This window comes from Ornithinimicrobium sufpigmenti, from assembly GCF_004322775.1.
Taxonomy (GTDB): Bacteria; Actinomycetota; Actinomycetes; order Actinomycetales; family Dermatophilaceae; genus Ornithinicoccus; species Ornithinicoccus sufpigmenti.
In genome coordinates, this window is the sequence record NZ_CP036403.1 from 1,675,199 (window position 1) to 1,699,928 (window position 24,730).

Annotated in this window: 25 protein-coding genes; 17 read left to right on the forward strand and 8 right to left on the reverse strand. The window is 65.5% G+C overall.

Features of this window, described 5'->3' with window-relative positions; all coding sequences use genetic code 11:
* Window positions 1–294: 294 nt before the first annotated feature.
* Window positions 295–1,800 carry an IS1634 family transposase gene (locus ESZ52_RS07655; protein WP_425600040.1) on the reverse strand — a complete coding sequence of 502 codons (1,506 nt, stop codon included), beginning with the start codon at window positions 1,798–1,800 and terminating at the stop codon, window positions 295–297.
* Between the two features lie 187 nt (window positions 1,801–1,987).
* Window positions 1,988–2,512: a class I SAM-dependent methyltransferase gene (locus ESZ52_RS07660; RefSeq protein ID WP_238154415.1), complete on the reverse strand. Its 525-nt coding sequence runs from the start codon at window positions 2,510–2,512 to the stop codon at window positions 1,988–1,990.
* A 176-nt stretch (window positions 2,513–2,688) separates the two neighbouring features.
* Here ESZ52_RS07660 and ESZ52_RS07665 point away from each other — a divergent pair, with 176 nt between their 5' ends.
* The 3 genes from ESZ52_RS07665 to ESZ52_RS19230 all read left to right on the forward strand — a co-directional run bounded on the left by ESZ52_RS07665 (window position 2,689) and on the right by ESZ52_RS19230 (window position 4,816).
* On the forward strand, window positions 2,689–3,444 hold the full coding sequence (locus ESZ52_RS07665) for a GNAT family protein (protein ID WP_131104407.1): 756 nt from the start codon (window positions 2,689–2,691) through the stop codon (window positions 3,442–3,444).
* A gap of 125 nt (window positions 3,445–3,569) precedes the next feature.
* Window positions 3,570–4,028, forward strand: a complete 459-nt coding sequence (locus ESZ52_RS07670; RefSeq protein ID WP_131104408.1) for a GNAT family N-acetyltransferase — start codon at window positions 3,570–3,572, stop codon at window positions 4,026–4,028.
* 233 nt (window positions 4,029–4,261) lie between these two features.
* Entirely contained in the window at window positions 4,262–4,816 is a 555-nt protein-coding gene (locus ESZ52_RS19230; protein ID WP_132974520.1) for a hypothetical protein, read from the forward strand.
* Window positions 4,817–4,864: 48 nt separating this feature from the next.
* Here the strand turns inward: ESZ52_RS19230 and ESZ52_RS07675 are convergent, their stop codons facing one another.
* Both ESZ52_RS07675 and ESZ52_RS07680 read right to left on the reverse strand, forming a co-directional pair.
* On the reverse strand, window positions 4,865–5,776 hold the full coding sequence (locus ESZ52_RS07675) for a hypothetical protein (protein WP_131104409.1): 912 nt from the start codon (window positions 5,774–5,776) through the stop codon (window positions 4,865–4,867).
* Between the two features lie 51 nt (window positions 5,777–5,827).
* The gene (locus ESZ52_RS07680) at window positions 5,828–6,196 is read right to left on the reverse strand and encodes a DUF5655 domain-containing protein (RefSeq protein ID WP_131104410.1); all 369 of its coding nucleotides are present in this window, start codon (window positions 6,194–6,196) and stop codon (window positions 5,828–5,830) included.
* Between the two features lie 762 nt (window positions 6,197–6,958).
* On the opposite strand from ESZ52_RS07680, the gene ESZ52_RS07685 reads away from it, so the two are divergent.
* Window positions 6,959–7,852, forward strand: coding sequence for a hypothetical protein (locus ESZ52_RS07685; protein ID WP_131104411.1), 894 nt, complete (start codon window positions 6,959–6,961; stop codon window positions 7,850–7,852).
* 927 nt (window positions 7,853–8,779) lie between these two features.
* Here ESZ52_RS07685 and ESZ52_RS07690 read toward each other — a convergent pair.
* Together ESZ52_RS07690 and ESZ52_RS07695 are read right to left on the reverse strand one after the other, a co-directional pair.
* Window positions 8,780–10,078, reverse strand: coding sequence for an IS110 family RNA-guided transposase (locus ESZ52_RS07690; protein WP_131104412.1), 1,299 nt, complete (start codon window positions 10,076–10,078; stop codon window positions 8,780–8,782).
* Between the two features lie 329 nt (window positions 10,079–10,407).
* Window positions 10,408–11,298 (reverse strand): VldE C-terminal domain-containing protein, encoded by an 891-nt coding sequence (locus tag ESZ52_RS07695; RefSeq protein ID WP_238154414.1) that lies wholly within the window; start codon window positions 11,296–11,298, stop codon window positions 10,408–10,410.
* A gap of 191 nt (window positions 11,299–11,489) precedes the next feature.
* Between ESZ52_RS07695 and ESZ52_RS07700 the strand changes: the two genes are divergently transcribed.
* The 9 genes from ESZ52_RS07700 to ESZ52_RS07735 all read left to right on the forward strand — a co-directional run bounded on the left by ESZ52_RS07700 (window position 11,490) and on the right by ESZ52_RS07735 (window position 19,975).
* Window positions 11,490–12,632 carry a DUF5677 domain-containing protein gene (locus ESZ52_RS07700; protein WP_131104414.1) on the forward strand — a complete coding sequence of 381 codons (1,143 nt, stop codon included), beginning with the start codon at window positions 11,490–11,492 and terminating at the stop codon, window positions 12,630–12,632.
* 173 nt (window positions 12,633–12,805) lie between these two features.
* Window positions 12,806–13,960: a PDDEXK family nuclease gene (locus tag ESZ52_RS07705; protein WP_131104415.1), complete on the forward strand. Its 1,155-nt coding sequence runs from the start codon at window positions 12,806–12,808 to the stop codon at window positions 13,958–13,960.
* A gap of 204 nt (window positions 13,961–14,164) precedes the next feature.
* A complete protein-coding gene (locus tag ESZ52_RS07710; RefSeq protein ID WP_131104416.1) occupies window positions 14,165–14,371 on the forward strand; it encodes an antitoxin MazE-like protein in 207 nt (68 codons plus the stop codon).
* Entirely contained in the window at window positions 14,368–14,694 is a 327-nt protein-coding gene (locus ESZ52_RS07715) for a type II toxin-antitoxin system PemK/MazF family toxin (RefSeq protein WP_131104417.1), read from the forward strand. Before ESZ52_RS07710 ends, ESZ52_RS07715 begins: the two co-directional genes overlap by 4 nt.
* Window positions 14,695–15,403: 709 nt before the next feature.
* A complete protein-coding gene (locus ESZ52_RS19675) occupies window positions 15,404–15,823 on the forward strand; it encodes a hypothetical protein (protein ID WP_238154412.1) in 420 nt (139 codons plus the stop codon).
* 73 nt (window positions 15,824–15,896) lie between these two features.
* The gene (locus tag ESZ52_RS07720; protein WP_238154411.1) at window positions 15,897–16,520 is read left to right on the forward strand and encodes an ABC transporter ATP-binding protein; all 624 of its coding nucleotides are present in this window, start codon (window positions 15,897–15,899) and stop codon (window positions 16,518–16,520) included.
* Between the two features lie 62 nt (window positions 16,521–16,582).
* Window positions 16,583–18,802 (forward strand): FtsX-like permease family protein, encoded by a 2,220-nt coding sequence (locus ESZ52_RS07725; protein WP_131104418.1) that lies wholly within the window; start codon window positions 16,583–16,585, stop codon window positions 18,800–18,802.
* 127 nt (window positions 18,803–18,929) lie between these two features.
* Window positions 18,930–19,352 (forward strand): helix-turn-helix domain-containing protein, encoded by a 423-nt coding sequence (locus ESZ52_RS07730; protein WP_131104419.1) that lies wholly within the window; start codon window positions 18,930–18,932, stop codon window positions 19,350–19,352.
* Window positions 19,353–19,384: 32 nt separating this feature from the next.
* Window positions 19,385–19,975, forward strand: a complete 591-nt coding sequence (locus ESZ52_RS07735; RefSeq protein WP_131104420.1) for a PIN domain-containing protein — start codon at window positions 19,385–19,387, stop codon at window positions 19,973–19,975.
* Window positions 19,976–20,227: 252 nt separating this feature from the next.
* Here the strand turns inward: ESZ52_RS07735 and ESZ52_RS20085 are convergent, their stop codons facing one another.
* Window positions 20,228–20,377, reverse strand: coding sequence for a hypothetical protein (locus ESZ52_RS20085; protein ID WP_181009889.1), 150 nt, complete (start codon window positions 20,375–20,377; stop codon window positions 20,228–20,230).
* A gap of 427 nt (window positions 20,378–20,804) precedes the next feature.
* Between ESZ52_RS20085 and ESZ52_RS07740 the strand changes: the two genes are divergently transcribed.
* The 4 genes from ESZ52_RS07740 to ESZ52_RS07755 all read left to right on the forward strand — a co-directional run bounded on the left by ESZ52_RS07740 (window position 20,805) and on the right by ESZ52_RS07755 (window position 24,024).
* Window positions 20,805–21,284, forward strand: a complete 480-nt coding sequence (locus ESZ52_RS07740) for a GNAT family N-acetyltransferase (RefSeq protein ID WP_238154410.1) — start codon at window positions 20,805–20,807, stop codon at window positions 21,282–21,284.
* A 193-nt stretch (window positions 21,285–21,477) separates the two neighbouring features.
* Window positions 21,478–22,239, forward strand: a complete 762-nt coding sequence (locus ESZ52_RS07745) for a DinB family protein (RefSeq protein WP_131104422.1) — start codon at window positions 21,478–21,480, stop codon at window positions 22,237–22,239.
* A 129-nt stretch (window positions 22,240–22,368) separates the two neighbouring features.
* Window positions 22,369–23,313, forward strand: a complete 945-nt coding sequence (locus ESZ52_RS07750; RefSeq protein ID WP_131104423.1) for a phosphotransferase — start codon at window positions 22,369–22,371, stop codon at window positions 23,311–23,313.
* Window positions 23,314–23,598: 285 nt separating this feature from the next.
* Window positions 23,599–24,024 (forward strand): hypothetical protein, encoded by a 426-nt coding sequence (locus ESZ52_RS07755; protein WP_131104424.1) that lies wholly within the window; start codon window positions 23,599–23,601, stop codon window positions 24,022–24,024.
* A 271-nt stretch (window positions 24,025–24,295) separates the two neighbouring features.
* Here ESZ52_RS07755 and ESZ52_RS07760 read toward each other — a convergent pair whose 3' ends face one another.
* The gene (locus ESZ52_RS07760) at window positions 24,296–24,700 is read right to left on the reverse strand and encodes an SdpI family protein (RefSeq protein ID WP_131104425.1); all 405 of its coding nucleotides are present in this window, start codon (window positions 24,698–24,700) and stop codon (window positions 24,296–24,298) included.
* Between the last annotated feature and the right edge of the window lie 30 nt (window positions 24,701–24,730).

The window sequence follows — 24,730 nt, forward strand, 5'->3', positions numbered from 1 at the left end:
CAGCAGTCTAGGACGCGGCGTATGGCGAGTTGCCACTTGCAGAACCGTGCCACGGTTGCGGGTGTTCATGTCTACGCACCGGGCGCTCTTCGCAAACGCACGTCTGGCGAGGTGCCCCATCGAAGCGTCCCGGCCCCCTGGGGCCAAGCCTCAGATCAGAGCATCCGCAACTGCCGCGAGGGGTGAAGTGCCTAATTGGGGGGCTTGCCGGCGATGATGACGGCCTGAGGGCCTCCCTCACCTGCTAGAGGCTCGCGCTCCACCCGGGCCACGTGGGTCCGGAGTTCGGCCAATTTAGTGCGCTTGTGAGCGGTCCTTGATGCGGTCGAGGGCCTCGGCGAGGTCGTCGGGGACTGGGTCGACGGCGGTGATGGTGTGCTCGCCAGCGGCGATGGTGAAGGTGCGGTAGCGGCGGGCGGTCTTGACGAAGCGCTTGATGGACCAGCTGGTGGCCTGCTCGACCCAGTGCGCGACGGCCATGGCCGCGAACACGATGGTCAGGTGGGCGTCGATGGAGTCCTGCTTGCGGTGGTAGATCGGTCGGGCGCGCAGGTCGGACTTGGCCATGCGGAAGGACCGCTCGATCTGGAACAGGCGTCGGTAGGAGCCGATGACCTGCTCGGCGTCGGGGTCGGGCAGGTTGGTGACGTAGGCCTTCCAGCCCGCCAGGGCCTTCGCCTTCTCCTCTAGCTCGCGGTTCACCGAGCGGGTGCCACCAGCGAGCTGGACGAACCGGTTGCGCTTGACCGACGCCTTGCCGGCCACGGCTGCCTCAGCCTTGGCGACCTGGGCCTCGATGCCCTTGATCGTGCGCCGGCCACGGTCGTGGGCGTACTGGTAGAACGTCGTCGCGTCCCTCCCCTTGGTCGAGGGGCCGCCGGGCCAGCGGGCGGTCAGCGTGAGCCCGTCCGGGACATCCTGGTCGGCGTGGTCCTTGCGCCACTGCTCGAGCACGTACGGGACGCGGGGCATCTTGGCGCCCAGGATGTAGGACAGCCCGGCGGCTTCGATGGCGTCCATGTTGGACTCGGACACCATGCCGGCGTCGGCGACGATGACGACGTCGTGCAGACCGTGGGTTTCCATGAACGCACGCAGGGTCGGCAGCATCGTCTTCGTCTCTGCCTTGTTGCCCTCGAAGGCGTGCACCATCAGAGGGAAACCGTTGGCGTCGCTGAGGAGTCCGACGGTGATCTGAGGCTCCAGCCGTCGTTCCTTGCTGAACCCTGGCTCGCGAAACCCGTCGCCCTCGTCGGTTTCGAAGTAGAGCGTGGTCACGTCGTACAGCACCAACGTGGCCGGGCCGAGATTCACTTGGGCTGCGCACGCTGCGGCGAGCTGTTCACGAAAACCGATCGCCGAGTACAGGTTCAGCCGGCGGGTGATCGTGCGGTCCGAGGCCGGGGTGATGCCAGCCTCGGCGATCACGCGGGGAGCGTCGGCCTTGGAGGTGGGCTCGATGATCCGGGCCAGCACCAGCTGCCGGAAGACCTCATCCTGAGCCGCGGTGTCAAAGCCGAGCGCGTCGTACGCAGCAGACAGCGAGTCCCACAGGTGACTCATCCGCGAGGACGTGATGTGCAGCGGACCGCCGGCCTGCGGTGGCGGCTGGATCCCCAGGTCCAGCTCGCCCTGCCCGGCGAGCAGCTTCTGCCGCCCCGCGGCCTTGAGCAGCTCGACCTCAGCCTCAGTGGCGGCCGAGCCCAGGTGCTCGATCTGCCTCGAGCCCTTCGTCGAGGACCACACAATCTGCACGGCCGTCTTGCCCGAGGCAGTCTTCACCGTCCGGACGTAGGGCACCGGTCAAGGCTAGCCGCACAATTTAGTGCGCAACTTCCACCGGACCCCGCCCAGAACCTGCAGGTCAGCGCGCCGCCGAGTTCACCCGCCGACAGAAGTGGCCGAAGTCAGGGCTTGCCGGCGATGATGACGGCCTGAGGGCCTCCCTCACCTGCTAGAGGCTCGCGCTCCACCCGGGCCACGTGGGTCAGTCCGGCAGCCTGGAGTCGGCTGTGCAACGTGACGTCGAAGCCTCGGTCGCGAAATCCTTGACTACTTCCCTTCTCTCATCCCCGCACTGGAAAGCCAGCAAGAGGTAACCACCCGGTCGCAGGACCCGGCGAAACTCGCCGACCATCAGTTCCAGATCCTCATCGGGACTGTGAATCGTGGAGTACCAGGAGAAGACACCATCGAACGACGAGTCCCGGTACTTTAGCTTCGTCAGACTGCCGACCGTGGTGACGAAGCCTGGGTGGTCCCTCTGGGCACGACGGATCATCCCTACCGGCAGGTCGACGCCCTGCACCTCGCATCCGTAGGCAGCCAGGTGAGGCATCATGCGACCGGCCCCGCACCCGGCGTCAAGTACCAGCCGCGGCCGCGGAAGCAGGGCCGCGAAGTGCTCGATCATGGCAAGCTCCAGTGGCTGCTCGGCCTCCGTGCCCTTGAAGTGGTCCGCGTACACGTCCGCGACCACGTCGTAGGTCGAACCCGTCTCCAGCTCGTCCACAGCCATTTCCCATTGTGGCCCGTCGTCTCAGTGGCGCGTCCTGTCATGCCGCGGTCGTGTCGCTGCGCGGAGGGCCTGCCGCTGAGCCGGGGCGTGTTGGTGGCCCATTGCCTTGGGGGTGAGGCTCCCAGGTAAAGCAGTGGCTTGAACGACGGCCAGTCCGCGAGGATGCGGACATGAACGACCTCGACGGGGTGAGGAGCTGGTCCACGGAGGACGGAGCGGTCATGAGTGCCCTGCAGCGTCCTGACGGGGCCTGGTCGATCCGGTTGCCGGAAGACCATGTCACGGCATGGGCGGCTCTGCTGTCTATGGTGACCGCGGACCTCAGCGGTGCGCTGCTGGTGTCCCGGCCAGGCGGTCAGAGCGTTGAGGTCGATTCGGTGTTGCGCCGGGCCGGATTCACGCCCGCGAGGTCAGAGACAGTGTGGAGGCTACCGGTGGCGGGACTCCTGGCAAGATTGTCCGTGCGGACGGTGCATCGGATCGTCCCCGTGACCTCGTTGGAAGCGCACTCCGTCGCAGCCCTGGACAACAGCATCCGGCGCGACATTCCCGGAACTGGTGGGTGGGTGGGCACTGGTGCGCAGCTCACCGCATCGCTGGACGACCCAGAGTTCGATCCGGCCCTGTACCTGGTGGCTCAGCACTCGATGAGCGGAAGTCTGGACGGACTCATCCGCGTCTGGAACCGTTCCCCCGAGCCGAGACTAGGGTGCATCGGGGTCACGCGACCCTGGCGCCGCACCCGACTGGCGCTTGCCCTCGTCCAGCAGATCGCCGGGACTTTGCACGCCAGGGGCGTCACCCACATCACGGCCGAGACCGACGCGACCAATCACGATTCACACCTGATGGCCACCCACCACGGGGGTGAGCCCGTTCAGACGACCATCGAGTGGCAGAACACACGTCCCGGCCGCCCAGTCTGAGCGGAAAAGACGCACTACTTTGCCGCTGGTGGTAGGTCGCGCAGGGTTGGGGCGCTCCGCGGAGCACTTCTGCTCGAGCCGGCAATCACGTGTCCTTGGGCCGTGCGTTCTGGCAGGCTCAGTCCATGGGATGGATCTGTGGCCGGGACCTGCAGGTGCCGGAAGCGGCGAAGCGACTTCTGGCGGAGGTGCCTGAGTGGTTCGGTCTCCCGGAAGCGAACGCTGACTACATCGAAGCGGCTCGTACTAAGGAGACCTGGACGGTCCGCGATGACGACGGCAACGTCATCGGGCTCACCTTGGTCGATAGGCACTTCCCGCACGTGGCGGAACTCCACCTCATGGTCGTCGACCGCGACCGTCACGGTCAGGGTGTCGGAACCGCCATGGTCCGGGCCGTCGAGGAAGACGCAAGGGAGCGCGGTGTTCAGTTGCTCGAGGTGAAGACGTTGGGCAGCTCACACCCGGACCCCGGTTACGCGCGCACCCGTCACTTCTACGAGCAGGCTGGGTTCCTCCCGCTCGAGGAGACGAACCTTTGGGGTGAAGCGAATCCGTGCCTCTTCATGGTCAAGCCGGTCTGAGACCTGGGCCCGGCCAACTCGACAGCGGCATCCGGACTTGCCGCTGGTGGCTATAGGCGCAGTTTCAAGAACTCCCCTGCTCCGGTGGTGGATCTCAGCCGTCTGGTGGTGGATCGGTTCTGCCCGGCCTCGACGGAACCTGTGAGCCAATGGGTGCGTCAGAACGCCGAGCGAAGGGAGGGAGCATGGTCTGCTTCAGGGCTGGTGCAGTGCGCTGCTTAGGTGTCCTTCTCATGGCGACCCTCACTGCTGCCTGCGGTACGCAGGGTGGTGATACCGAGCGGTACAGCTCTCCTGAACGAGCTGCCGTCGCGACTGGAGGCGCACCCGCAGAACTGGGGTGCAGCGTCACCCAAACAATGGAGTTGCCAGAAGCTGGATCACCGGGAGCGCCCCTTGGCTATCCCGATCCGGAGCAAGCCGCGCTGGGTTACCTGAGGGAGATGATCCGCGAATTTGAAGAAGATCCTGACTTGCTCACTGCGGTAGAACAGGGCAGGCACCTGCTGGAGGAGCAAGCAGCGGCAGGGGGTCGACTAGAGAGCACGGTAGGGATGGTGGATGGCGTCAGGCTACAGGCCGCGACGCAATACGAAGCCATCAGCGTGTTGTTAGATTCCTTAGAACTAGGGACAGTAATCACGGAGGAGGACGAAGGCATGGTCGCCTTTCGCTCCCCTCACAGGGCTCGGTGGCCGGCCAGCGTGACGGCGACGCACTATGGCCCAGGCCGCTGGATCGTGGACACGTTCGCACACGCCCTGCCCGCCTCCGAGTGTCGCGAATGACGTCCGACTTTGCCGGTGTCGGCCTCTTCTACCCGGGCGGATCGGTGATCAGGCGAAGTCTTGCGGCTCGGCGCTGAGCCTCTTCGCCAGCGCTGTCGTCAGACGAGCCTCCACGTCAAGGGAGCCGTATGCTTGACTGCTGGACTGTGCGAGCCGTGTTTCTGCCGCGGTGTCCTCGCGTTCCCAGACCCCAAGTTGAGCGGAAAAGGTGCTCTCGATCAGGTCGGCTGCTGCGCCGAGGTCGAAGTAGCGGTAGGCCGCTAGTGCTTCGTTCAGGCCAAATTCGGTCTCGGTAGCAACCTGGATGGCTTCGGGAAGGCCGCCGTTCTCGGCGTAGCCATGGAACAGTAGGACGCGCGCCAGTGCGACGTCGCCGACCTTGGCGCTATAGGGGGTGCCGCTCGTTGCCCGGTTCCAGACGTCGAGCGGGTCCGCTTTGGGCTGCCTGGCCGACGCTTGGGCCTGTAAAGGATTCGCAGGCAGGCGGGTCAGGATCTGCAGGAGACGGAAGGAGGGCGAGTCGCTGTAAGAAGTGGTCTTCCGCGCGATCTGCGCCAATGCCCCCACGCGTGCGGCGTACTCCTCGTTCGCGACCAGTTCCACATCAACATGCTCGGACCACACGTCCTCCAACTTGCGGAGCATCGCGGGTCGCACCTTCGGTGACCACACCTCAATGTGCCGAGTGGCGCCAGGGTAGGTCGCGTCCGCATAGGCCTTCACCGACTCAATCTTCGTCCGGAACTTACCCGCGACATTCCCTTGATACCCACCTAAACCACTGGTGTGCGTACTGACCTCGCAGAGCCACACCTCCGTGACACGCCCACCGCTTAACTGAAGCGCGACGACATCGATCTCGCCCTGAGCGACCCCCGTCCGGACGTTGAACTGGATCACGGGACACCCCACGACCTCCCTCAGATAGGCACCAACCAGATCCTCACCGATGTCAATCACGAGGCGAACGGTAGCCGAGGACGGCGCCAACAACATCCGACTCTGCCGCGGTTAGTGAGCGCTCGCGTAGGCCTCGGCAAGCCACGCGGCTACTTGGTGGTCGACCTCCGTCGCCTCGTGGAGTTCGAGGTGGTGCATCCAGATGTTCGCGGAGGGGTGGACGACTTCTTTGAAGCGATCGGACGGCGATTCGTGAGGTAAGGCGATGGAGAGCACGGCAGGCACTTCGCTGTTGATGTACTGCCCCGGACGCCAGACGTAGGCAAAGCCGCGGCGGCGTCGGAACGCGATCTGGCTCTTGGAGACCCGGATGGTCGCGTCGCCAATTGTGGCTACTGCGTCCTGGACCGAGCGGTAGATCACAAGGGTCTCGGGGAAACCCGCAAAGAGCTCATCCGGGGTGACGGCGTCATCGTGCATCAGCCGAGCGTAGATCCACCGCTCATGACGGGCGGCGGCCCGGGCCAACGAGGTGACTGCCCAAGGGTCGGTCGCGACTCGGCAGTCAATCAGACGGCGCTACGAAGGAGCGCTGGCTCCGGGAGGGCGAACTAAGCATCCTGTTCTGCCGCAGCGGGTGGGCGGAGGTCAATCTGTAGTCGGGCACGCCGGCGCTGCGAAGGCGGGATTGCCCCGTCAATGCGATTAGTCTGACCGTGGTCGATGCGCCCGAAGACGCGAGCCGCGGCGGGACGGAGGCACCCTCTTTCGCCATCAGAGGGTGTACGGCTCGGAAGCGGTGTGGAGTGCGAGACACAGCCTGCTGCACCGCGGCCCCGGCCTGCGACGGACCATGGGTCGCTCACGCATCATGTCACCAGCCTCCCGCGACGAACTCCTAGCCAACCTGGGAAGCGAGGTCACGACGCCTCCCGCGGACAGTTGCGCTCTGCGGACACAGGCCGCCGAGGCTCTCAGCGAGCAGAGAGCTAACACGAGAAGAGCCAACACGTGAACGACACCATCGACGACATGTCACCCACGCGCAACATCCACCGGCCCTCGCCGCCCCGCTCCAGATGACAATCAACGTCCGCGTCAAACTCGACCGCGGCATCGCGCGCGGCTTGATCAGCATCGAGAACTACCGCCTCTGGATGCTCCTCATCGGAGCCGGCCTGAAACTATGACCCCACCTCCATCAGGCCCAAAATCGCGACCGTTTCCCCTACCATGAGCACCGTGACCCACAGCAGCGATGGCCTGGCCGGGGACGACGACGACCCAACTGAGAACCACGAGGATCTGGGCGACGGTAACGGCGGTCCAACCGAGTACGACGGTGACTCGGCCGAATACAGTGGCCCTACTGAGCACGACGCTGATCCGGCCGAATGTGATGATCCAACTGGGCACGAGGGTGACAAGAGCAACGGCGCGCAGACCGCGGGTTCACCGCGACTGAGTTCCTTCGCCAAACTCTTCGGCGGGGCCGTCGGTATCACGGCGGTGGCCGCTCTTGTGGTGCAATTTTGGGATTCGGGACTAAACCCCTGGGGTGAAGACGCGTCCGCCGTCAGTCACCCTGTGCACGTAGAAGCACCGGTGAATGTTGACTTGTCTGGGATGTCGGTGGGGCCGCTTACTCTCATGCAAGGACCCGCCCCCTTCGTGCCTAGCGTATACTGCCCCAGCGCACAAGAGGAGACTGAGTCAACCAATGAACAAATAGATGATTCGCAGAGGTTCTCGGTTTCCTGGCGGGATAGTGATTCTGTCCAGGATAGAAAGAAAGCGGTTGTGCATTTTTACGATCGAACTGAAGGCTATCTTCCATACCTGAAAATTCAGGGAGCTATGGGCCTCCGGGACTCATATGACTTCGCGTTCCTGGACGGAGATCCGTTGCCTACAGAAGGATACTGCGGCTCCTGGGGCCGCGCCAACCCCCATTCCTATGGTTGGTTCGCCGACACGATCGACGGATTATATCCTGACACTTTATACTGCTTCACGGGATACATCACTAGTCTAGACAGGGATGTTCCCGTACTCAACAAGGCTGTGGTGAAGACCTGCGAGCGGGCGCCGGTCCTGGGTGCTGAAGAAGGGGACCAGGCAAAGGCTACGAGTTAAGCCTAACTCGCAGAACTTGTCGTGTTGGGATGGGTGCCGTAACAGACCGCAGAGTGGATCGAGGACGCCAACCCGGTTCGCCTGCGGACCGCACTCGGGGCTGGAGTGGCACGAAGAAACCAGCTCAAGTCCGACCTATTGAATGGTACCCAGGGCTGGATGGGGTTGTCCCTTGACGACGTCCGCCGGAAGTGTCTCGACCTCGGCCTGCAACCTGCCGACGCCGACCCCATCCACGGGCTCATTCGGCTCGCCAAGACAGACGGCCATTCAACGTCTGTCACGGCTACAGGAACTTCTACCTCGATGGATAGAGCGACCACGTCGAGTAGTTGGCCTGTGCCGGAGGCCCCGTCCTCAAGAGGAATGGAGCCTGGTGTCGCAGGCCGCCCGAGTCTATTCGGACCTGGCCCTGGCCCACACGGGATTCTCGCACCATGACGGCGAGGCCTGCGTTGAGGCGGGCGATCTGAGGAACGATCGCCATCTCCGCGTCCGGTGCATTGACGCGAGTCCGTGCCAAGATTCAACCGTGGATCAGATGCGGTGGGTTCGGCAAAAGCGTTCCGTGCGCGGAAGCCTCGTTGACTCTGCGACCCTGCTCCTCGCCATCCTAATCGGGGGAATCGCCGCCCTCATACTGCATCTCCCCTGGTGGGGTGCCGGCCTCATCGGCGGGACGTTCTACTTACTGCTGATGGGGGTTACGTGGCTGATCAGCCGAGAGCGCAGTAAGTCGGCACCGCGGGAGTAAGTCGCTTTCAACGCAGTTGAGGGGGTTTGTCGCGCGAGGCGGGTGGCATCCTGCCATGCCAGGGGAGGAGGGCTACGCACGTCCGACTTTGAGTTCCTAAGGGGAAGTCAAGCCACCTGCGGCCTCCTAGAGTGGGTGTTGGCGGGCCGGGCTGTTGGAGCGCTTTGCGACTCCTATGACACCCGGCTCGTCCTATGCTTGAGCCGGGCGCGGTTGCGGCCGCGGGCGTTCTTCTTCCGGATGTCGGGGTCGACCTGGTGGTGGATCTTGACGATGGCCCGCCCTTGCGCCTCGGTGATCGGAGTGCCGCCGATGTCGCGGATGACGTAGTTGGTGCCGGTGCGCAGGCACGCGGCGAGGCGGGTGAGCAGGGTCGTGGCGACGTGGCAGATCGCGGTGTCGTGGTGGTGACCGGCGTTCATCAGCCGCACGTAGGTGGTGGCCAGCTGGGGGTCGGCGCGGCGAGCCATGTCGGCGGCCATCCACAGCGACTGCCGCACTAGCGGGTCACCGGCCTTAGTGCTGCCGCCGTGGTGCTCGGCCTGCCCGGACTGGGAGACCCTGGGCACCAGGCCGGAGTAGGAGCGGATCGCGGCCAGGCTGGCGAACCGGTGCGGGTCGCCCAGGCGGGCGGTGATCGCCGCACCGAGGACGGGCCCAACGCCGGGGGCGGTGCGGGCGATCTGCGCAGGGTCCAGGGCGGCGTAGAGGCCGGCGATCCGGGTGTCGAGGGCGCGGACCTGGCCGGTGAGCATGAGCGCCTGCTCAGCCTCGATCGCCAGGTCCTGGCCGAGCTGGCCCAGGTCGATCCCGTCGCCGTCCCACAGCTCGACCGAGGCGCGGGCGACGGCCAGGAGGTGGTCGGCCTTGTCGTGGCGCCACTGGCCGTGGGAGTGGCGGATCAGGAACTGCGCCAGCCGGCCCCGGCCCAGGCGCAGCAACGAGCGGGGGTCGCCGTAGCTTGCGAGCAGGTGCAGGGAGGCGTTGCCGTAGTCGGTGCCCAGCTCTTCGTACCAGCCCGGGCCCAGCAGCTCCAGCAGCGCGTCGATCCGGGCGAAGATCGCCGAGCGGCGCTTCATGATCGAGGAGCGTTGCTTGGTCGCCCGCCGCAGCGGGTCACCCGGCCCCTCGCCGACGTGGGTGCGCAGCCCTTCGGGGTGCAGCAGCGGCAACCGGGCCAGGACGGCGGAGTCGAGCCGGTCGTTCTTAGTGTGCTTGGAGTAGTAGTCGCGCAGGTCCGCCGACTGGGTCGTGGGCACCAGCACCACCTTGGCGCCGCGCCGCTTGAACCACGCCGCGACGGGCGCCCACGCGTTGCGGGTGGGCTCCATGACCGCGGTCAGCTCGGCCGGGTCGCAGTCCAGGTCCTCCCACAGGGCCTGCAGGTCGATCGCTCTGGTCCAGAACGTGCGCCCGGACCAGACCAACCGGCCCGTCTCATCGGCCAGGCTCGCGACGTGGGGGTGCGGCAGGCTAGGTCGATCCCCAGGGTCACGCTCACGGCGACCACCCTCTTTCCTCTCGAACGGGTGATGGTTGCTCGAGGGAAGAGAGACCGGCTGAGCCCAGACATTCTGCTAAGTAGGAGTCCCAGACGGGCTCCAAGTACCTGAACAGGGACACCGCCCCTTCCATCGGGCGTCCCCGCAGACGGCCCCTGAAAGCAAGGGATCACCAGGTGTCCCGGCCGCTTGGGTCAGACCGCCTACGGGAACACCACCGAACCTAAATGCCGCGTCTCGCGCCTCTCCGCAGTAGACCGCACTGAACGTCATCGGCTCCTTCCCGAACCGCGAGTTCATCATCCGCCTAGCCGCGTCCCGCGCAGCACGTCCACGTGCACGTGGTCGAGGTGGCGCAGGATTTCGTTGTCAGGGTCGGGTGCGTCGTAGGCCTGCCAGTGACCTCGTGAGTTGTGTGCGCTCCAGTACCGGTCATCGAAGATGACGTACTGGATGTCCAGGTCCTCGGCGTGCGCGACCAGCCAGTGGGCCAGCAGCCATCCCTGTCGCCGGTTCTCTTCGGTGACGGGGCGGAAGAAGATGTCGATGGCACGGCCGTCGTAGTGGGTCGACTCCGCCCCGTGCCCCTGGTCGATGCCGCCTGGTGCGAATCCGCCCAGGCTTTGGTCTCCGAACACCTGAGTCATCGCTTCGCGCAGCTGCTCAGCGCGGGGTGTCAGGCCGGTGGCAGTCAGCTGCTGTTCGGCCAGGTCGCGGGCGGCTGAGCCTGGGCAGGTCAGGCTCGGGGCAGCATCCTCGGGGGGCCCGTTGGCCAACCGCTGCAGCACCGCTTCGTCGAGGCCTGAGGTGTCCGGTGGCTCCATGCCGCGGGCCAGGAGCGCCACCGCCGTCGTCGCCAGCTTTGCTTCGTCTCGGTCGAGCTCGATCTCGCCGTCCGCGGTCTGCACCGCGCACTCTGCACCCCACCCCAGCGAAAAGGAGTTCTCTGCGGACAGGCTCCTGAGTAAACCCGGCCCGTAGAGCAACACAAGCACCCCGAGCAGGGCGACGCCCAGAAGCGCCAAGGTGGGTCGGCGCGAGCCACTGTGCTTCATGTGATGAGGCAGCGAAGCATCGTGCGGGTGAGCCCACGACGAACGACGACCGAGTCTTCCGGTACGTCCTTGGTGACCGCGCAGGCCGCGAGAGGGTCCATAGGCCCAGTCTGACTGGTCGGCCAGCTGGCGCACGCTACTGCCGCACTGAGCGTGGCCGCACGCTACTGCCGCGAGTCGCTTGCGCCGATGAGCGGTCGTTGCCCGTTGCGTAGCCGGAGCGTGGGGTGCGGTATCGCGACTGTGGATCGGCCTGCCGACAGACGTACCAGGTGCTTCGAACACGATACCGAGAGGCTGTCGGAGGTCAGTGTCAGGATGAGCGTATGGCAGGCGCAACGATCACCTTCGGCCACCCGGATGATTCGCAGCTCGATCCCGACCGACTCGTAGGTTTCCTCGCGCGGTTAGACGCGGCTGCCGGGCGCGCTCTGCGACGCAACCTGGATGACCGCGATGACTTTCAAGACAGGCTATGCCGCGATTACGGCCGTGGTCTGGATGGTATGGATCTACTCTACTTCTCCGCTTTGGAGGCGGCCGATTGGGCCAAGAACGTCGTCCATGCCCAAGACGAGGAAGACGAACGAGAGGAGTTCGAGGAGTATTACGCCGTCATCCGCGGATTGACTGCGCGTGCCCTATCAGCCTACGCGGAGGTCGCGTGGCTGCTTCGAGGTGGCTTCCCCCACGGATCTCTGACGCGGGTGAGGTTCCTACACGAGCTCTTCGTGACCGCCGGGGTGCTCGCCGAGTACGGGAGTCCAGGAGGGTCCCATCCTGAGCTTATTGAGCGGTACTTAGAGCACCGGGACGTCTTCACGCCTGCCATAGCTGACGACCTAGTGGCAACAGGGGCGCTCGATTCAACTGAGTACTTCGAAAAGGATGTGCTGGATGTCCTAGAGCGGAGGCGCGCAGAGTTGTTGACGCGCTACGGCAAGTCGTTCGCTGGCATGTGGGGATGGGCCGCACCACTCTTTCCAGGCGAGTCCCGTGTAACGATGCGGATGATGGGCAGCCTGGTCGCGCCAGAGGGGCACTACTTCTACGGAATGACCAGCGCACACGTGCATGCCGGGTCCGAAGGTTGGCATGAGACCGTAGTAATACGCGAGCATGAAACGAGCTTGGCGTCTGGGGCCACAAATTTAGGGCTAGCTCTGCCATCCGCCCTTGCGACGGCGTTCCTACTAGAGATAATCCAAATGGCCGTTCCTTCACGCGTTGAGCGCGACGACGTGGTCGAGGAGACGGGTGCGTATTTCCTGGTTGCCCTGGCTCGGATGAGCGGATCCATCAGCGATCACATGTGGCGTGGCGAGGAAACGGTCGAGCAGGCGGAAATCTCGTTTCAGGCAAGGGTACGGCAGGGTGTTGCCGAGGAGCGGCCTCCTGCACCGCGCGTTCGGGGACTTGCGCTGCGGGCGACTCACCGGCTCGAGCGGACATTACGTCGGACTCTATGAGGCGCTGTTCGAGCAAGCAGCGGCATCCGAACTCTGCCGCGGGTAGGTCGTGCGAGCCGTCGACACAGCTTCGTTTCGGGGCCGAGTCGGCGCCGAGGGTGAGTGCGAGCAGGTACGTTTAGTGGGCCCGCCGGCGACTGAACCGCCCCCTAGCAAGATGAGCGAGGACGCACATGCCGATTTTTGAGGTGAAGGCCGGTGGGCTGAACAAGCTCGATCAGACGACGTTGGCTGCTGAGCACCTGTGGGAACGTCGTGACCTACAGACGTTCCTGCGACAGCACCTGCACGAGATCGATGGCACGAAGGACCTGCTTGTCATTGCCGAGGAGTTCGCAGACTGGGCCGATTCGAAACGGCGAATCGACCTGCTGGCTGTTGACCGCCGAGGCAACCTCGTGGTGATCGAGCTCAAGCGTGGCGCCACCGGCGAACACATGGAACTGCAAGCAGTCCGGTACGCGGCGATGGTGTCGACACTGACGCTGGACCAAGCGGCACGAGCCTTCGCCCAGTTTCTTACGCAGACCGGCGAGGCGGTTTCGGTGGACATCGCCCGTGAGCGAATCGTCGAGCATATCGAGGCCGAAGATCCAGAGGAAGAGTTTGGCCGCGACGTGCGCATCGCGTTGGTGTCGGAGGACTTCTCGCTCGAGGTCACCTCAGCGATCATGTGGCTCAGCGCCAAGGGGATCGACATCACAGCGATCCGGCTCGCGGTGCACAGGCTCGAGGACCGGCTTCTGCTCGACTTCCTGCAAGTCATCCCCTTCAAGGGAGCGGAGGACTACCAAGTTCGCGTTCGCAACAAGGAGCAGGCAGAGCAAGAGATCCGCCGCAACAAGGTCGCGTGGAACGGAGAATGGTACATCGCCTACGGCGGTCGCCCGTGGGACGAGGCCCGCGACTACGGCTTCGTGAGCGCGGGTGGTAGGAGCGGGTCAGGTCGTCTGTACAGCCGCGGCCTTCATCGGTTGCCGGTTGGTGCCCGGATATGGGTGCATGCGCCTGGAACGGGCTACCTGGGCGTCGCTGGGGTCCTCGCGCGGCCAGTCTCCTACGACCATTTCGAGGTCACCGTCGACGGCATCAGCAGACGGTTCTCCGAGGTGACGAGCTACAGCTGGAACGGGCCGGAGGAGGGCGACGCGATCGAGCACTTCGTCCCTGTCAGATGGCTCGACAACGTCGCAACCGCGACTGATGCTTTCAACGAAGCGGGGCTCTTTGGGAACCAGAACATTGTGGTGCAACCGCGAGACCCCAAGTGGATCCACACCATAGAGCGTTTGCAGCAACGGTTCCCGTTGTGGGATGTCGGTTCCTGAGACGCGAACTGGCTTCCCATATCGGACCATCGGCCCAGTCACATCATGTCTCGGTCGACGCCCCGAACAGGAGGGGCCGAGCCCTGGGACGCCGCCTGGGACGGCGGAGCGGACATCCGCTCCTGCCGCTGATCGCTCGGAGAACGTGTGCCTCTCAGTGCACCTTTCTTCCGCCGAACGCTCGTTACATGTAACGTGGTAGGAATGACGGTGAAGCATCGAGTCAGTGAGTACCGGCGCCGGATGCGCGCACGCGGCCTGCGGCCGGTGCAGATTTGGGTGCCCGATGTGCGAAGTGAGCGATTCGTACAAGAGGCGCGCCGTCAGGCGGCGCTGGTCGCCAGATCGGACCAGCAGTCCGACGACCAGCAGTTCGTCGAGGCGGTTGCCGTCTCCTGGGATGAGGAGTGAGGCGCGGGGAGCTGTGGACCGTCGCCGGGGATGTGTACGCGTCCAAGCCCAGGCCCGCGCTGATCGTGCAAGACGACCTCTTCGCCGGCACCACATCGGTGACCGTGGCGCCGCTGACGACCACCTTGGTCGACGCCCCTCTGCTACGGGTGCCTGTCTCCGCCGACGACCGCACCGGCCTTCAACATGAAAGCCAGGTGATGATCGACAAGATCACCACAGTGCGCCGCGAGAACGTCGGTACCCGCGTCGGTCGGCTCGCGCCTGAAAACCTTGTGGAGGTCGAGCGAGCCCTTATGGCGTTTCTCGGCCTAGCCAGATAGACGCCGACAGCACCTCTACACGACATCCGCTCTTGCCGCGGGTCGGGCGGCTGCTCACGAAGACCTGACGGGACGTCGGCGGCCCGGCGGGTACCCCCACGCGACCGACCGGCCGGCCGGCCGGCCCGGCTCGGACCGGGGCTGTGCACATGAGTACGGGCGTGCCGGATGATGACCACAGTCCTGTGCACACGATCCCGAAAGCCCAGGTCGTCCGTGCACGCGACTTCGGACATTGACAGCGGAACCTCGACGTCGCCTGGCTCGGAAACGGTCGTCATTGAGTCGCCTACCCCTGGCTCCACTCTCAGCATTTCGGCGGGGTGGTGCCGGTCCAGCCTCGCGCTGGTCCAGGCCTATGCCACCCAGCACGTCAAGGCGTGCCCCGGTGTCGGAACGGTGTCCACCCGGATCGGCCCTGCGGGTTGCGGTCGTGTGTAGTGCAAGCCCGGGGGGACGCGGTCGTGGCGTGAGTGGGGTGCCGCCCTCGGCACGCATCGGGTTCTCGGTCACCCTCTTTGCCAATCCTTGACCAGAAGTTCACCCGAGTAGTTATAGAAGTGGTTGCACTTGAGCGCGCGGGGGTGGACACTCTGTGCTCACAGGAGTCCGATGGGGTCAGAGTCGTGGATCTCCCTGGGTCGGCTTGTGTCTGGCGGGAGACCGCTGCACCCCCTTAGTTCTTAGCCTCGTCAGAACGGATCCCCTCATGAAACGTCCTCACTTCTTCACTCTTGCCGCAGCAGCCCTCTTGGTCAATGGCATTCTGCTACCAGTGCCCGCTGTCGGTGTCGAGACGACGGCCCAAGAGGCGGCCTCCTACGAGATGATGGCGGTTCCCCCCCCGCCTGCGCCGGGGAACTGTGGGGCGCCTTACACCCTCAAGACCTCGGGAGCCGAGGCACAGGTCCGAGAGTGCCGTAAGAGGAGCGGTGACATCCGCGTCGACGGCAATGTCATGGACACCGACAACGACGGTCAGTGCGCCCAGGTGTACGCGACCTACAACGTCTCTACGGCGACTGACTACAGCCCGCGCGCCTGTCCGAAGGGAACGCGCATCTACTTCACGTTCCCTTGGCGAGCTGGCTCGGACGCGTTCATTTATCTGCGTGAGTTCGACGTCTGAGTTGCATGATTCCCAACAGCGGTCGGCAGGGGTCCATTGTCGGGGGGTGTCCAAGGCCTTTCGACACCGGCCCGTGCTGACCGGCATCTCCTTCTCAGTCGAGCCCGGGGAGGTGGTTGCCGTTACCGGCGCCAGTGGTTCGGGCAAGTCGACCCTCCTGCTCGTCTTGGCCGGGTTGCTGGTCCCGGACGGCGGGGAGGTCACCATTGACGGCACCGACATCTGGGGTCTCGGCGCGGACGAGCGCACTTCCTTCCGACTGGGCCACATCGGGCTGGTCTTTCAGTTCGGACAGCTCGTCGGCGAGTTGACGACGCTGGACAACATCCGACTTCCCCTCTTGCTCAGCGGCCGGGATCGGAGCCAGGCCACAGTCGCAGCCCAGGCACTGATCGAAGAACTCGGTATCGCGGAGGTGGCGGGGCACTATCCGCACCAGCTTTCGGGAGGACAAGAACAGCGAGCAGCTATCGCCAGGGCGCTGGTGCTGAACCCCTCGGTGGTCCTGGCCGACGAGCCCACCGGCGCCCTGGACTCCACAGCCTCCCAGGCCGTGCTAGGTCTGCTGTTGGATGCGGCCCGAGCGCGAGGCGCAGCGGTCGTCCTGGTCACCCACGACGACCGCGTTGCCAACACTGCGGACCGTCAGGTGCACCTGCTCGACGGGCGGCTCGTTCCGGTCGGCGGACGAAAATGACTGGCTGGCTGTTAACGCGATTGTGGCGGGGGTCCGGGCCGTGGCAGTGGGTGCTGGCTGGCATGCTCGTGTCGACGGTGGCGCTTGCGACCTTGGTCGTCCTCTTCCTTGCGAGCATCCCGGTGGCCCTGGACCGGCAAGAGAACCGTCTCGCCTGGACCCAGGCCGCGGACTGGACCCAACAGGCAGATCCGCAGCACAACTTGGACTACGTCTTCGTGCACTCCGTGCGGGACCGGGTAGGAGGGGAGGACGTAGTCGTCGTCAACACGGCCGTCCACGGTGCGGGCATACCTCCTCCGCCGGGCGTGGACGCTTTCCCTGCTCCCGGTGAGGTCGTGCTGTCGCCCGCGCTGCAGGGTTTGTTGCGGGAGCAAGACGACCTGGGACGCTACGGCCGCAGTGGCGGGACGCTCGGGCCCGAGGCGCTGGCGGGCCCCACCGCCCTGATGGCTGTCCGTGGCACAGAGACCGGTCAGCTTTCGCCCGTGGCTGTTCCGGTGCTCAGCCTGGCGGTGTCGCGTGCTTCGACTCTGGATGATCCCGTGCTGGCACTGCTGTTGGCGCTGGCCGGCGTGGCGATGCTGGCGCCGCCCCTGCTGCTGGCCTACGTGTCCACCAGGGCTGCGAGCCGGACTCGAAAACGCCAGGCAGCCGCGTTGGTCATCGCAGGAGCATCTCGACGTCTACTGACCCGAGTGGTTGCCATCGAAGCTGCCGTTGGTGCGCTGGTGGGCACACTCTTGGGTTTCGGCGTACTCCTGCTCCTGCGAGGGGCGTTGGCACCCCTTGTCGTCGAGCCGCCCGCGCCCTTCGCCTCCGATCTCAGGCCTCCCTGGGCGGTGGCCGTGCTCACGGTACTCGTCCTTCCGGTGAGCGTTGCGTTCATCGCCGTGCGCACAGCGCGGCGCACCGTCCGAGACCCGCTGGGGGCAACGGTCACCGCCCGCGAGGACGGAGGTACCTGGCGCTGGGCAGCACTGGGAGTGCTCTCCCTGCTCGTCGGCGTCGTAGCGGGCCTGTCAGGTGTGCTGTCAAGAAGCCAGGCCGTCGTAGCGGCGATGGTGACCGGCGCCGTGGCCCTGCTGCTGATAGGCCCTGCTGTGTGCCGCGTGATCGGCGCCGCCCTACTCAAGTCCTCGCGAGGATCGGTGGTGCTCGCGGGCGGGTCCTTGACAGCCGCCCCCCGGGCGGCAGCGAGAATGGTCTCGACCGCTGTGCTGGCCGTGTTCGTGGCAGCGACGTTCGTGATTGCCTTCCCGACGGCTGTCGAGGCGTCGTACCGCGACCAACCGGTGGTCGAGCAGTCGACCGGGGTAGTCGCGGTACGGCTGCCCGCTGCCCCGCCTGCGAAAGTAGAGCAGTTCGCACACCAAATCACCGGTCTGCCTGGTGTCGAGGCCGTGGCGACGGTGCTGACCGGGGAGGTGCAAACGGGCAAATCCGCGCTAACTGTGTGGATCGGCGACTGCCAGGCGATCGTCGATGCCGCGGGCATGGATCCCTCGTCCTGCTCCGGCGGGCACGCGGTCAGCCAGACGTCATTGGCGGAGTCAGAGCTGGCCGGCGCGAGTGAACTGGCGATCACCGGCCTGCAACCTCGAGAGGTAGCGGCTTTCACCGACGCCCCAGACTTCGATGCACCCTCCTCCCTGGTCCTCCCGCAACACCGTGCGGTCACCTTGCGGACATCTCCCGCAGCCATCGACCGACCGCAGATCATCGTGGACGCAGCAGTTTCCGGCTTAGATTCCTCGGCCTTCCGGCCGACGCTCGTCAACGTCAGGGTGAACGCATCCGATGTGGTGGAGGAAGTCAGCGAACTAGCACTTGCCGCGGATCCCACCGCGGAAGTGGCCACACGGGAGAGTTCGCAACAGGGCTTCGATGGTGGACTGAGACGTTATTATTTACTGATGAGCTGGGGGGCTGCGCTCACTCTGCTCACGGCCGCGGCCTCCGTGTTCACCGGCGCTGTCTCGGGCCACCTGGAGCGCGCTCGCACGACATCGGTCCTGTGGGCCGCCGGTGCGCGCGTGGTCACTCTGCGCCGAGCATCTCTGCTGGCCATTCTGACCCCACTCGCCTCGTTGTCCACCCTGGCCTTGCTGCTCGGGGTGCTGAGCGCCCTGCTGATCATCCCGGGTGCGGCCCCTGCCTGGGTGGCCCTCGGAGGGTTGTGGCCGGTACTCCTTGGTCTGGGATTGACTAGCGTGGCTGCCGCGGCAGCCAGTTGGCTGGTCGGCGCCACTTCAACCACGACGCAGATCCGCCACGAGTAAACGGCCCCCGGCCGTCCCCTTGACGCGCTGTGAGAGCCGCAGCCTGGTGAGCGAACCCGACCTGATCAGATTTGCACTTACATCTGTAGGGTGGCACACTTGCAAGCGCAACAGAAGGGAGAGTTCCATGGTTGCAACGCTCCAGCGCACCGACCAGATCGTGGCGCAGCCGGAGGTGACCCACCAGGCGAAGGCTGCCCTCGACCTGAGCCCTAAGAGCAGCTCACCCCTCCAGCCCACCAAGATCGGTGACGAGCTGCGCACTGTCCTTGAGCGTGTGGTCCAGAGCTTGGCCGAAGGGCACGCCGTGACGGTGTCAACGATCCCTGAGGTGCTCACCTCCACGATGGCAGCGGAGATCATCGGGATCTCGCGCCCCACACTGATGCGTCACGCGCACGCAGGAGAGATCCCGAGCCACAAGGTCGGAACCCACACACGGTTTCGGCGTGAGGACGTCCACCGCTTCAAGCGAGAGAAGCTGCAGCGGCAGCGGCAGGCGATGACCGATTTGCTTGCCCTTGAGGACGAGCTCGGCATCACAGACTGACTCGGTCAGCCACGGGGCCTATGGTTGGCCCCGTGGCTTACCGGGTACTAGTGGATGCTTGCGCGCTTGCTCCCAAGACACTTAGGGACTGGCTGCTTCAGCTCCGCCTGCACGGGAACGCGGACTTGTTCTCGCTGCACTACACCGAAGACACCCTCGCCGAAACGATCCATACGGTCCGGCGAATGTACCCTGACCTCCCCGGCGTCGACGTCACCAAGATTCGCGACAAGATTGTCAACATTATGGACGACAGAATCGATGACTACGGGCACGGCCAAGAGGAAACCACCATTAAAGACCCGTTCGACAGGCATGTCCATGCTGCTGCAACGGACGGCCAGGTTGACATCCTGGTAACAGCAGACACCGGCTTCCTCCAGCTCGACGAGGTCATCAGTGATCGGTTCCAGTACGAGATCTACCATCCCGATGACCTCTTTCTCCTCGTCGACGATGCGGATCCCACGCTGGTTCAGGTCGTGCTGCAGGCACAGATCGCACATCGCACGAAGGTCGGCACACCGGACTACGATTTCGCTGGAGCCCTCCGCAAGTCCAACTGTCCACAGTTCGCGGACCGCATCACGCGTAGGCTTCAGCAACTGGCTCTCATCCGCTAGTTGTACGTGGCTTTAACGGGCTCTCCGGGCTCTCGCCGTAGCGAAGTTTGGTTACGGACAGTCGAACATCGGTCACGAGTCGTTTGCCTCCTCCTGGTCAACCGGAGCGCGGTGCTGGCACGGACACGAGTCGTAAGTGCGCCCAGGGTGCTGAGCATCGTCACACTCCTGCGGCCCGTGACCTGGGTTGTTTTTGCATCCGTCGCAGACTGGCATCCTGGGCGCCTCCTCGTCCCTCTCGCGGTGGTTGGATCAGTTGGCGGGACGCCCGCGGGGGACGTCGCCGGCCTCGGCCGGCGGCCATGGCTGGCCGTCGTTGTGCTTGTCCTGGAGATCCTGGACCAGACGGGCCAGGGCGTCGGCCACGAGCTCTGAGACGTTGCGGTACCCGTGCACGGCCACGGGTACGTGCCGGATCGCTGCGCGGGCCTGAGCCGCAGTGTCCGCAGGTACGTAAGCGGTAATCTTCTGCCGATCGGTGGTCGTCTTGACGCTGGTCCGGGGCCTGACCGGAGCCGGTGTGACCGCTGGTGCTGTGTCGTGTGCAGGTCGCGGGGCTGCCGGGTGAACGGCGCTGAGGGTTGAGCGGCGTGGCTGGACGACCTGCGCAAGGGGCGACCCTGACCACGCACCTTCCAACGCGCCGAGACGCGAGTCGCGATCCCGACGCACTCATCTGCCGCGTGGAGGACGGCTACGCTCGTCCGACTTTGCCGCGGGTCGCGCGAGCCGGCGTAAGATCGCCTACTATCGGGCCCATGTTCCGTTCCTGATGACGCCCCGATCAACCTCCATCTACACGAACGGAACAATTATGCCCTCTGACCTCATGACGCTGTCCCTAACCGGGCGCACAACTACCCCCGTCAACATCGAGGCTGTCGAGTTGCGCGCGATCCAGACGTCTGATCGCGACCCCCTCGCCACCGCTTACCTCGCGGCATACCCGCCCGGTGTTGCAGCCTCCAACTTGAGCGATGCCCAACAGGAGGTGGACGATACCTTCGCCGGCGAATTCGGGACGCTTCGGCATGACCTCACCCGGGTCGCCACCCTCCAGGGTCGGCCCGTGGGGGCGATCCTGGTGGTCGAAAAGTCGATATGGGATCCAGAGTTGGATGGGCCCTTCATCATCGACCTCTTCGTCCATCCCGACGTACAAGGGATGGGCGTCGGTCAAGCCCTGCTCGACGAAGCGGTCCATGCCTGCGCCGCGGCCGGGGACGCCACCCTTTCACTGCGCTTCGGCGACGGCACTTCGCCGGCAGCCCATGCCCTCTACACCCGAGCAGGGTTCGAGCAGCACTGACAGCGACGCCCCTGGGTGGCATTCCTTCTTGAGCGTCACCAGGATCCTTCCGCGTTCTACGCTCGCTGGCAACGAGGTCCCTACTCTGCGCGGGCATCGGTCCTCTAGTACCCATCGTGCAAGCGACCCGCACGGACGCCCGCTTCTGCCGCGGGCCGCGATGTTCTGAGGCGCCCTGTGGCAGATTTGGCACATGAGCGCCAGCGAACCGGAGGTCCTACGGGACAGGATCTTCAAGAGCAGGAGCCTGCGGGGATCTCGGTTCGTGGGCTGCGACCTGGGCGACGTTGTCGTACGCGGAAGCGATGTCGCCGGAATGGAGATCGACTCTCCCTGGCTCCTGGAGGGCGACAGCAGGCTCCTCGTCAACGGTGTCGACGTTGTGCCCTTGGTCGACGCCGAGCTGAACCGGCGCTTCCCGGGCCGAGAGCTGCGCACGGCCGAAGATCCTGATGGCCTGCGCGCGGCGTGGGCCGCAATCGAACGGACCTGGGTGGCGACCCTCGACCGCGCCAGCGCGATGCCGGCCGGCGCCATCGACGCCTCCATCGACGGCGAGTGGTCATTGGCCCAGACGCTTCGCCACCTCGTCATGGCAACCGACACCTGGCTCGGTAAGGCCATTCTCGGGCAAGCGCAGCCTTACCACCCGGCAGGCCTGCCCGACGAGGACAACAACAGCGACGCTTACGCCGACGGCGTCTTCTCCGTCCAGGCGCCGTCACTCGCGGAGGTTATGGAGGCGCGCGGCGACCGGCAGAGGATGGTCCGCGAGTTCCTTGCCGCCGCGACTGCGGAGATCCTCGCGCAGCCTCGGAAGAATCCCCACGCACCGGACTACGAGGAGACGGTCCTCTCATGCCTGCGCACCATCCTGGAGGAGGAGTGGGAGCACCACCGCTATGCCGTGCGCGACCTGGACGTGATCTCCACAGCAAGTTCGGCAGACGAGTAGCGCCCCACAATCGCCGAATGCACGCCCTCGCCCCTGATACCTGCGCTGCGGCCATCCGGATCTGCCGCGCCCCGGATCTTGACTGTGGACCGCGGACACTCTCCCCAGCGACGCCGTCGAGGGAATGCGGTGGCGCAGTATCCGCTCCTGTGGGACCTTGGCCGCGTGATGCACGAGGGGCAGGTTCGGGTGCCGATCCCGGAGCTGTCTCGAGCTATCGCGAGCCAGTTTCCCGATCTGGCCGGTCAGCCCGTCTGGGCCGTGCCATCGGCTGGAACTGTCGTCGCACCGTTCCGGGTTGGTGACGACTTCGTGGCGCGCCTTCCTCTCGTCCCAGATGCCGGCCAAGTTCACCACGACCGCATCCGCCGGGAGGGCCGATACGCGCGCGCTCTGGCCGGCGTTCTGCCGGTCTGCGTTCCCGAGCTGGTCGGGGTGGGCAGGCCCTTCTCCGGGTACGAGGGGACGTGGTCCGTCTGGACCTGGCTGCCAGGCCGCTCGCTCGACCACGTCCTGCTCGAGGCACCCGGGTCATTCGACTCGGCGGCCCTCGCCGATGACCTGGCGCAACTGCTCCGCACCATCCGCATGTTGCCCGCCGAGCGGCCAAGATGGAGCGACAACGGTCGTGGTGGCCGGCCGCTCGCCGATTCCGAGTGGGTGCGCGCCTCAATCCAGCGAAGTGCCCACCTGGTCGACCAGGGCGCTGCCACGCACATCTGGGAGAGCGCACTGGCCGCCGCTCCGCACCAGGGGCACCCCGTGCCCATCCACGGCGACCCGATGCCCGGGAACCTCCTCCTTCACGGCGACAGGCTCAGCGGCCTGATCGACGTCTCTGAACCGGTGATGGGCGATCCCGCGGCCGACCTGCAGCCGGCGTGGACTGTCTTCGACGAACCGCAGCGGAGCCGGTTCCACGAAGCAATGGCCGTCGACGAGGACGCACGTCAACGAGGGCGTGGCTGGGCCTTCGAGATGGCCATCGGTGGCCTGCACTACTACGAGCACTCCAACCCGACCTTCTTCCGGCTGGCCCAACGAACCCTCCGCGCGCTGCTGCGCTCGGCGTGAGGCCTGGCTGCAGGAAGGCCAGACAAACGCACGGAAATGCCGCCTTTGGCATGGCTTGGCATACGTGAGCTTGAGCGCGGGTGCGCTCGGGCACGGATGTCCCTCGGGGGCCCGGTCTAGAAGCTTGTCCGGGGCTCGTCGGCTATGGCGAGTCGCTGACGGGCGCCGGCCGAGGTCGTTAGGACTCTCGCCAGATGCTGGACCGGCGAGCGGCCGGATGTCCTCGATAGGGTGCGGTACCGGCCGCGGTTCGTCAGGAGCTGGGCCCACGGCAAGGGAGCGACGATGACCACACGCACCGACACCGATTTCATCAACTTCCAGGAGTGGGCCGACGACGCCTACGAGAGCGGCCTGCTGGACAAGGGCGACGAGGCCTATGGCTACGGCGCGCTCGCGGCACTGCAGCGGTCGATCCGGGACACCGGAGGACTGATCCCGGCGACTTTCGACCTGCTCGGCGCCGGCTTCCACGAGCGCTACGACGACGTCGGCGTCGCGTTGCGCCAGTTTGACCGGCCTGACCTGGCTGCTCTCGTGGAGTTGGCGACCCGCGCCTTCGATGAGCTCGGCCGTGGCGAGGACCCGTCGCCCCGGCAGGAGAGGATGCACCGGGAGCTCGACCAGCGTTGGGTGGCAGAGGGTGGTGACCGGTTCATCGACGAACTCGGCCGCCGCCTGATGGAGCGTTCCGGCTGGGAGCCGGGCTAGGGGTAAGGCCGCACCCAACCACTCCGCGACGAATCACCGACTTGATGGTGGACCGTCCACTCGTTAGGAACTACGGATCGCGATCGCCACCTGGATCGAGCGGACCTACCGCCTCCGCCGACGCAAGGACGCCGGGGGCCAGGCGCCGCGCCTAACCCACCTGCTGAGAACTTAGGATGGCACAGGACTCTGTCGCGTCCCACTGGCCTCATTCGTGCGCTTGAAAAGCACCCTGTATTGCCGCATTGGGTCAGATCCATCACTGCAGTCGTCACCGTTCGGGCTGGGCTTGGCGCGCGGCCTTGTTGGCGGTGCGGACGAGCGGCACGCAGCCCAGCAGCAACCCGCCATAGCCGACCGCGAAGAATGCAACGGATAGCGGGTGGGGAACCTGTGACTTGGAGCCGCCAGCAACGGGCAGGAAGGCCGTGGCCACGAGCGCGACGCCCAGGATCATCCCGAACACTCCGATTCGACGTGCCCATGGGAGCGCGGCTCGGTGGCCAGCAGTCCACGCTTCGGATGACGCCGTGGTGGCTGCCGTGCGGATGCCGGCCACAGGGTTGCTCCCGAGCTGCTCACTAGCGGACCAGCGGGTCAAGACCCACAGAAGTCCGCTGGCCCAGATCAGCCCGAAGCCACCCATCAAACCCATCATCATCGAATCCGTGTTCAAAACTGCTTCCTCCCTACCCGCCCGTCTACG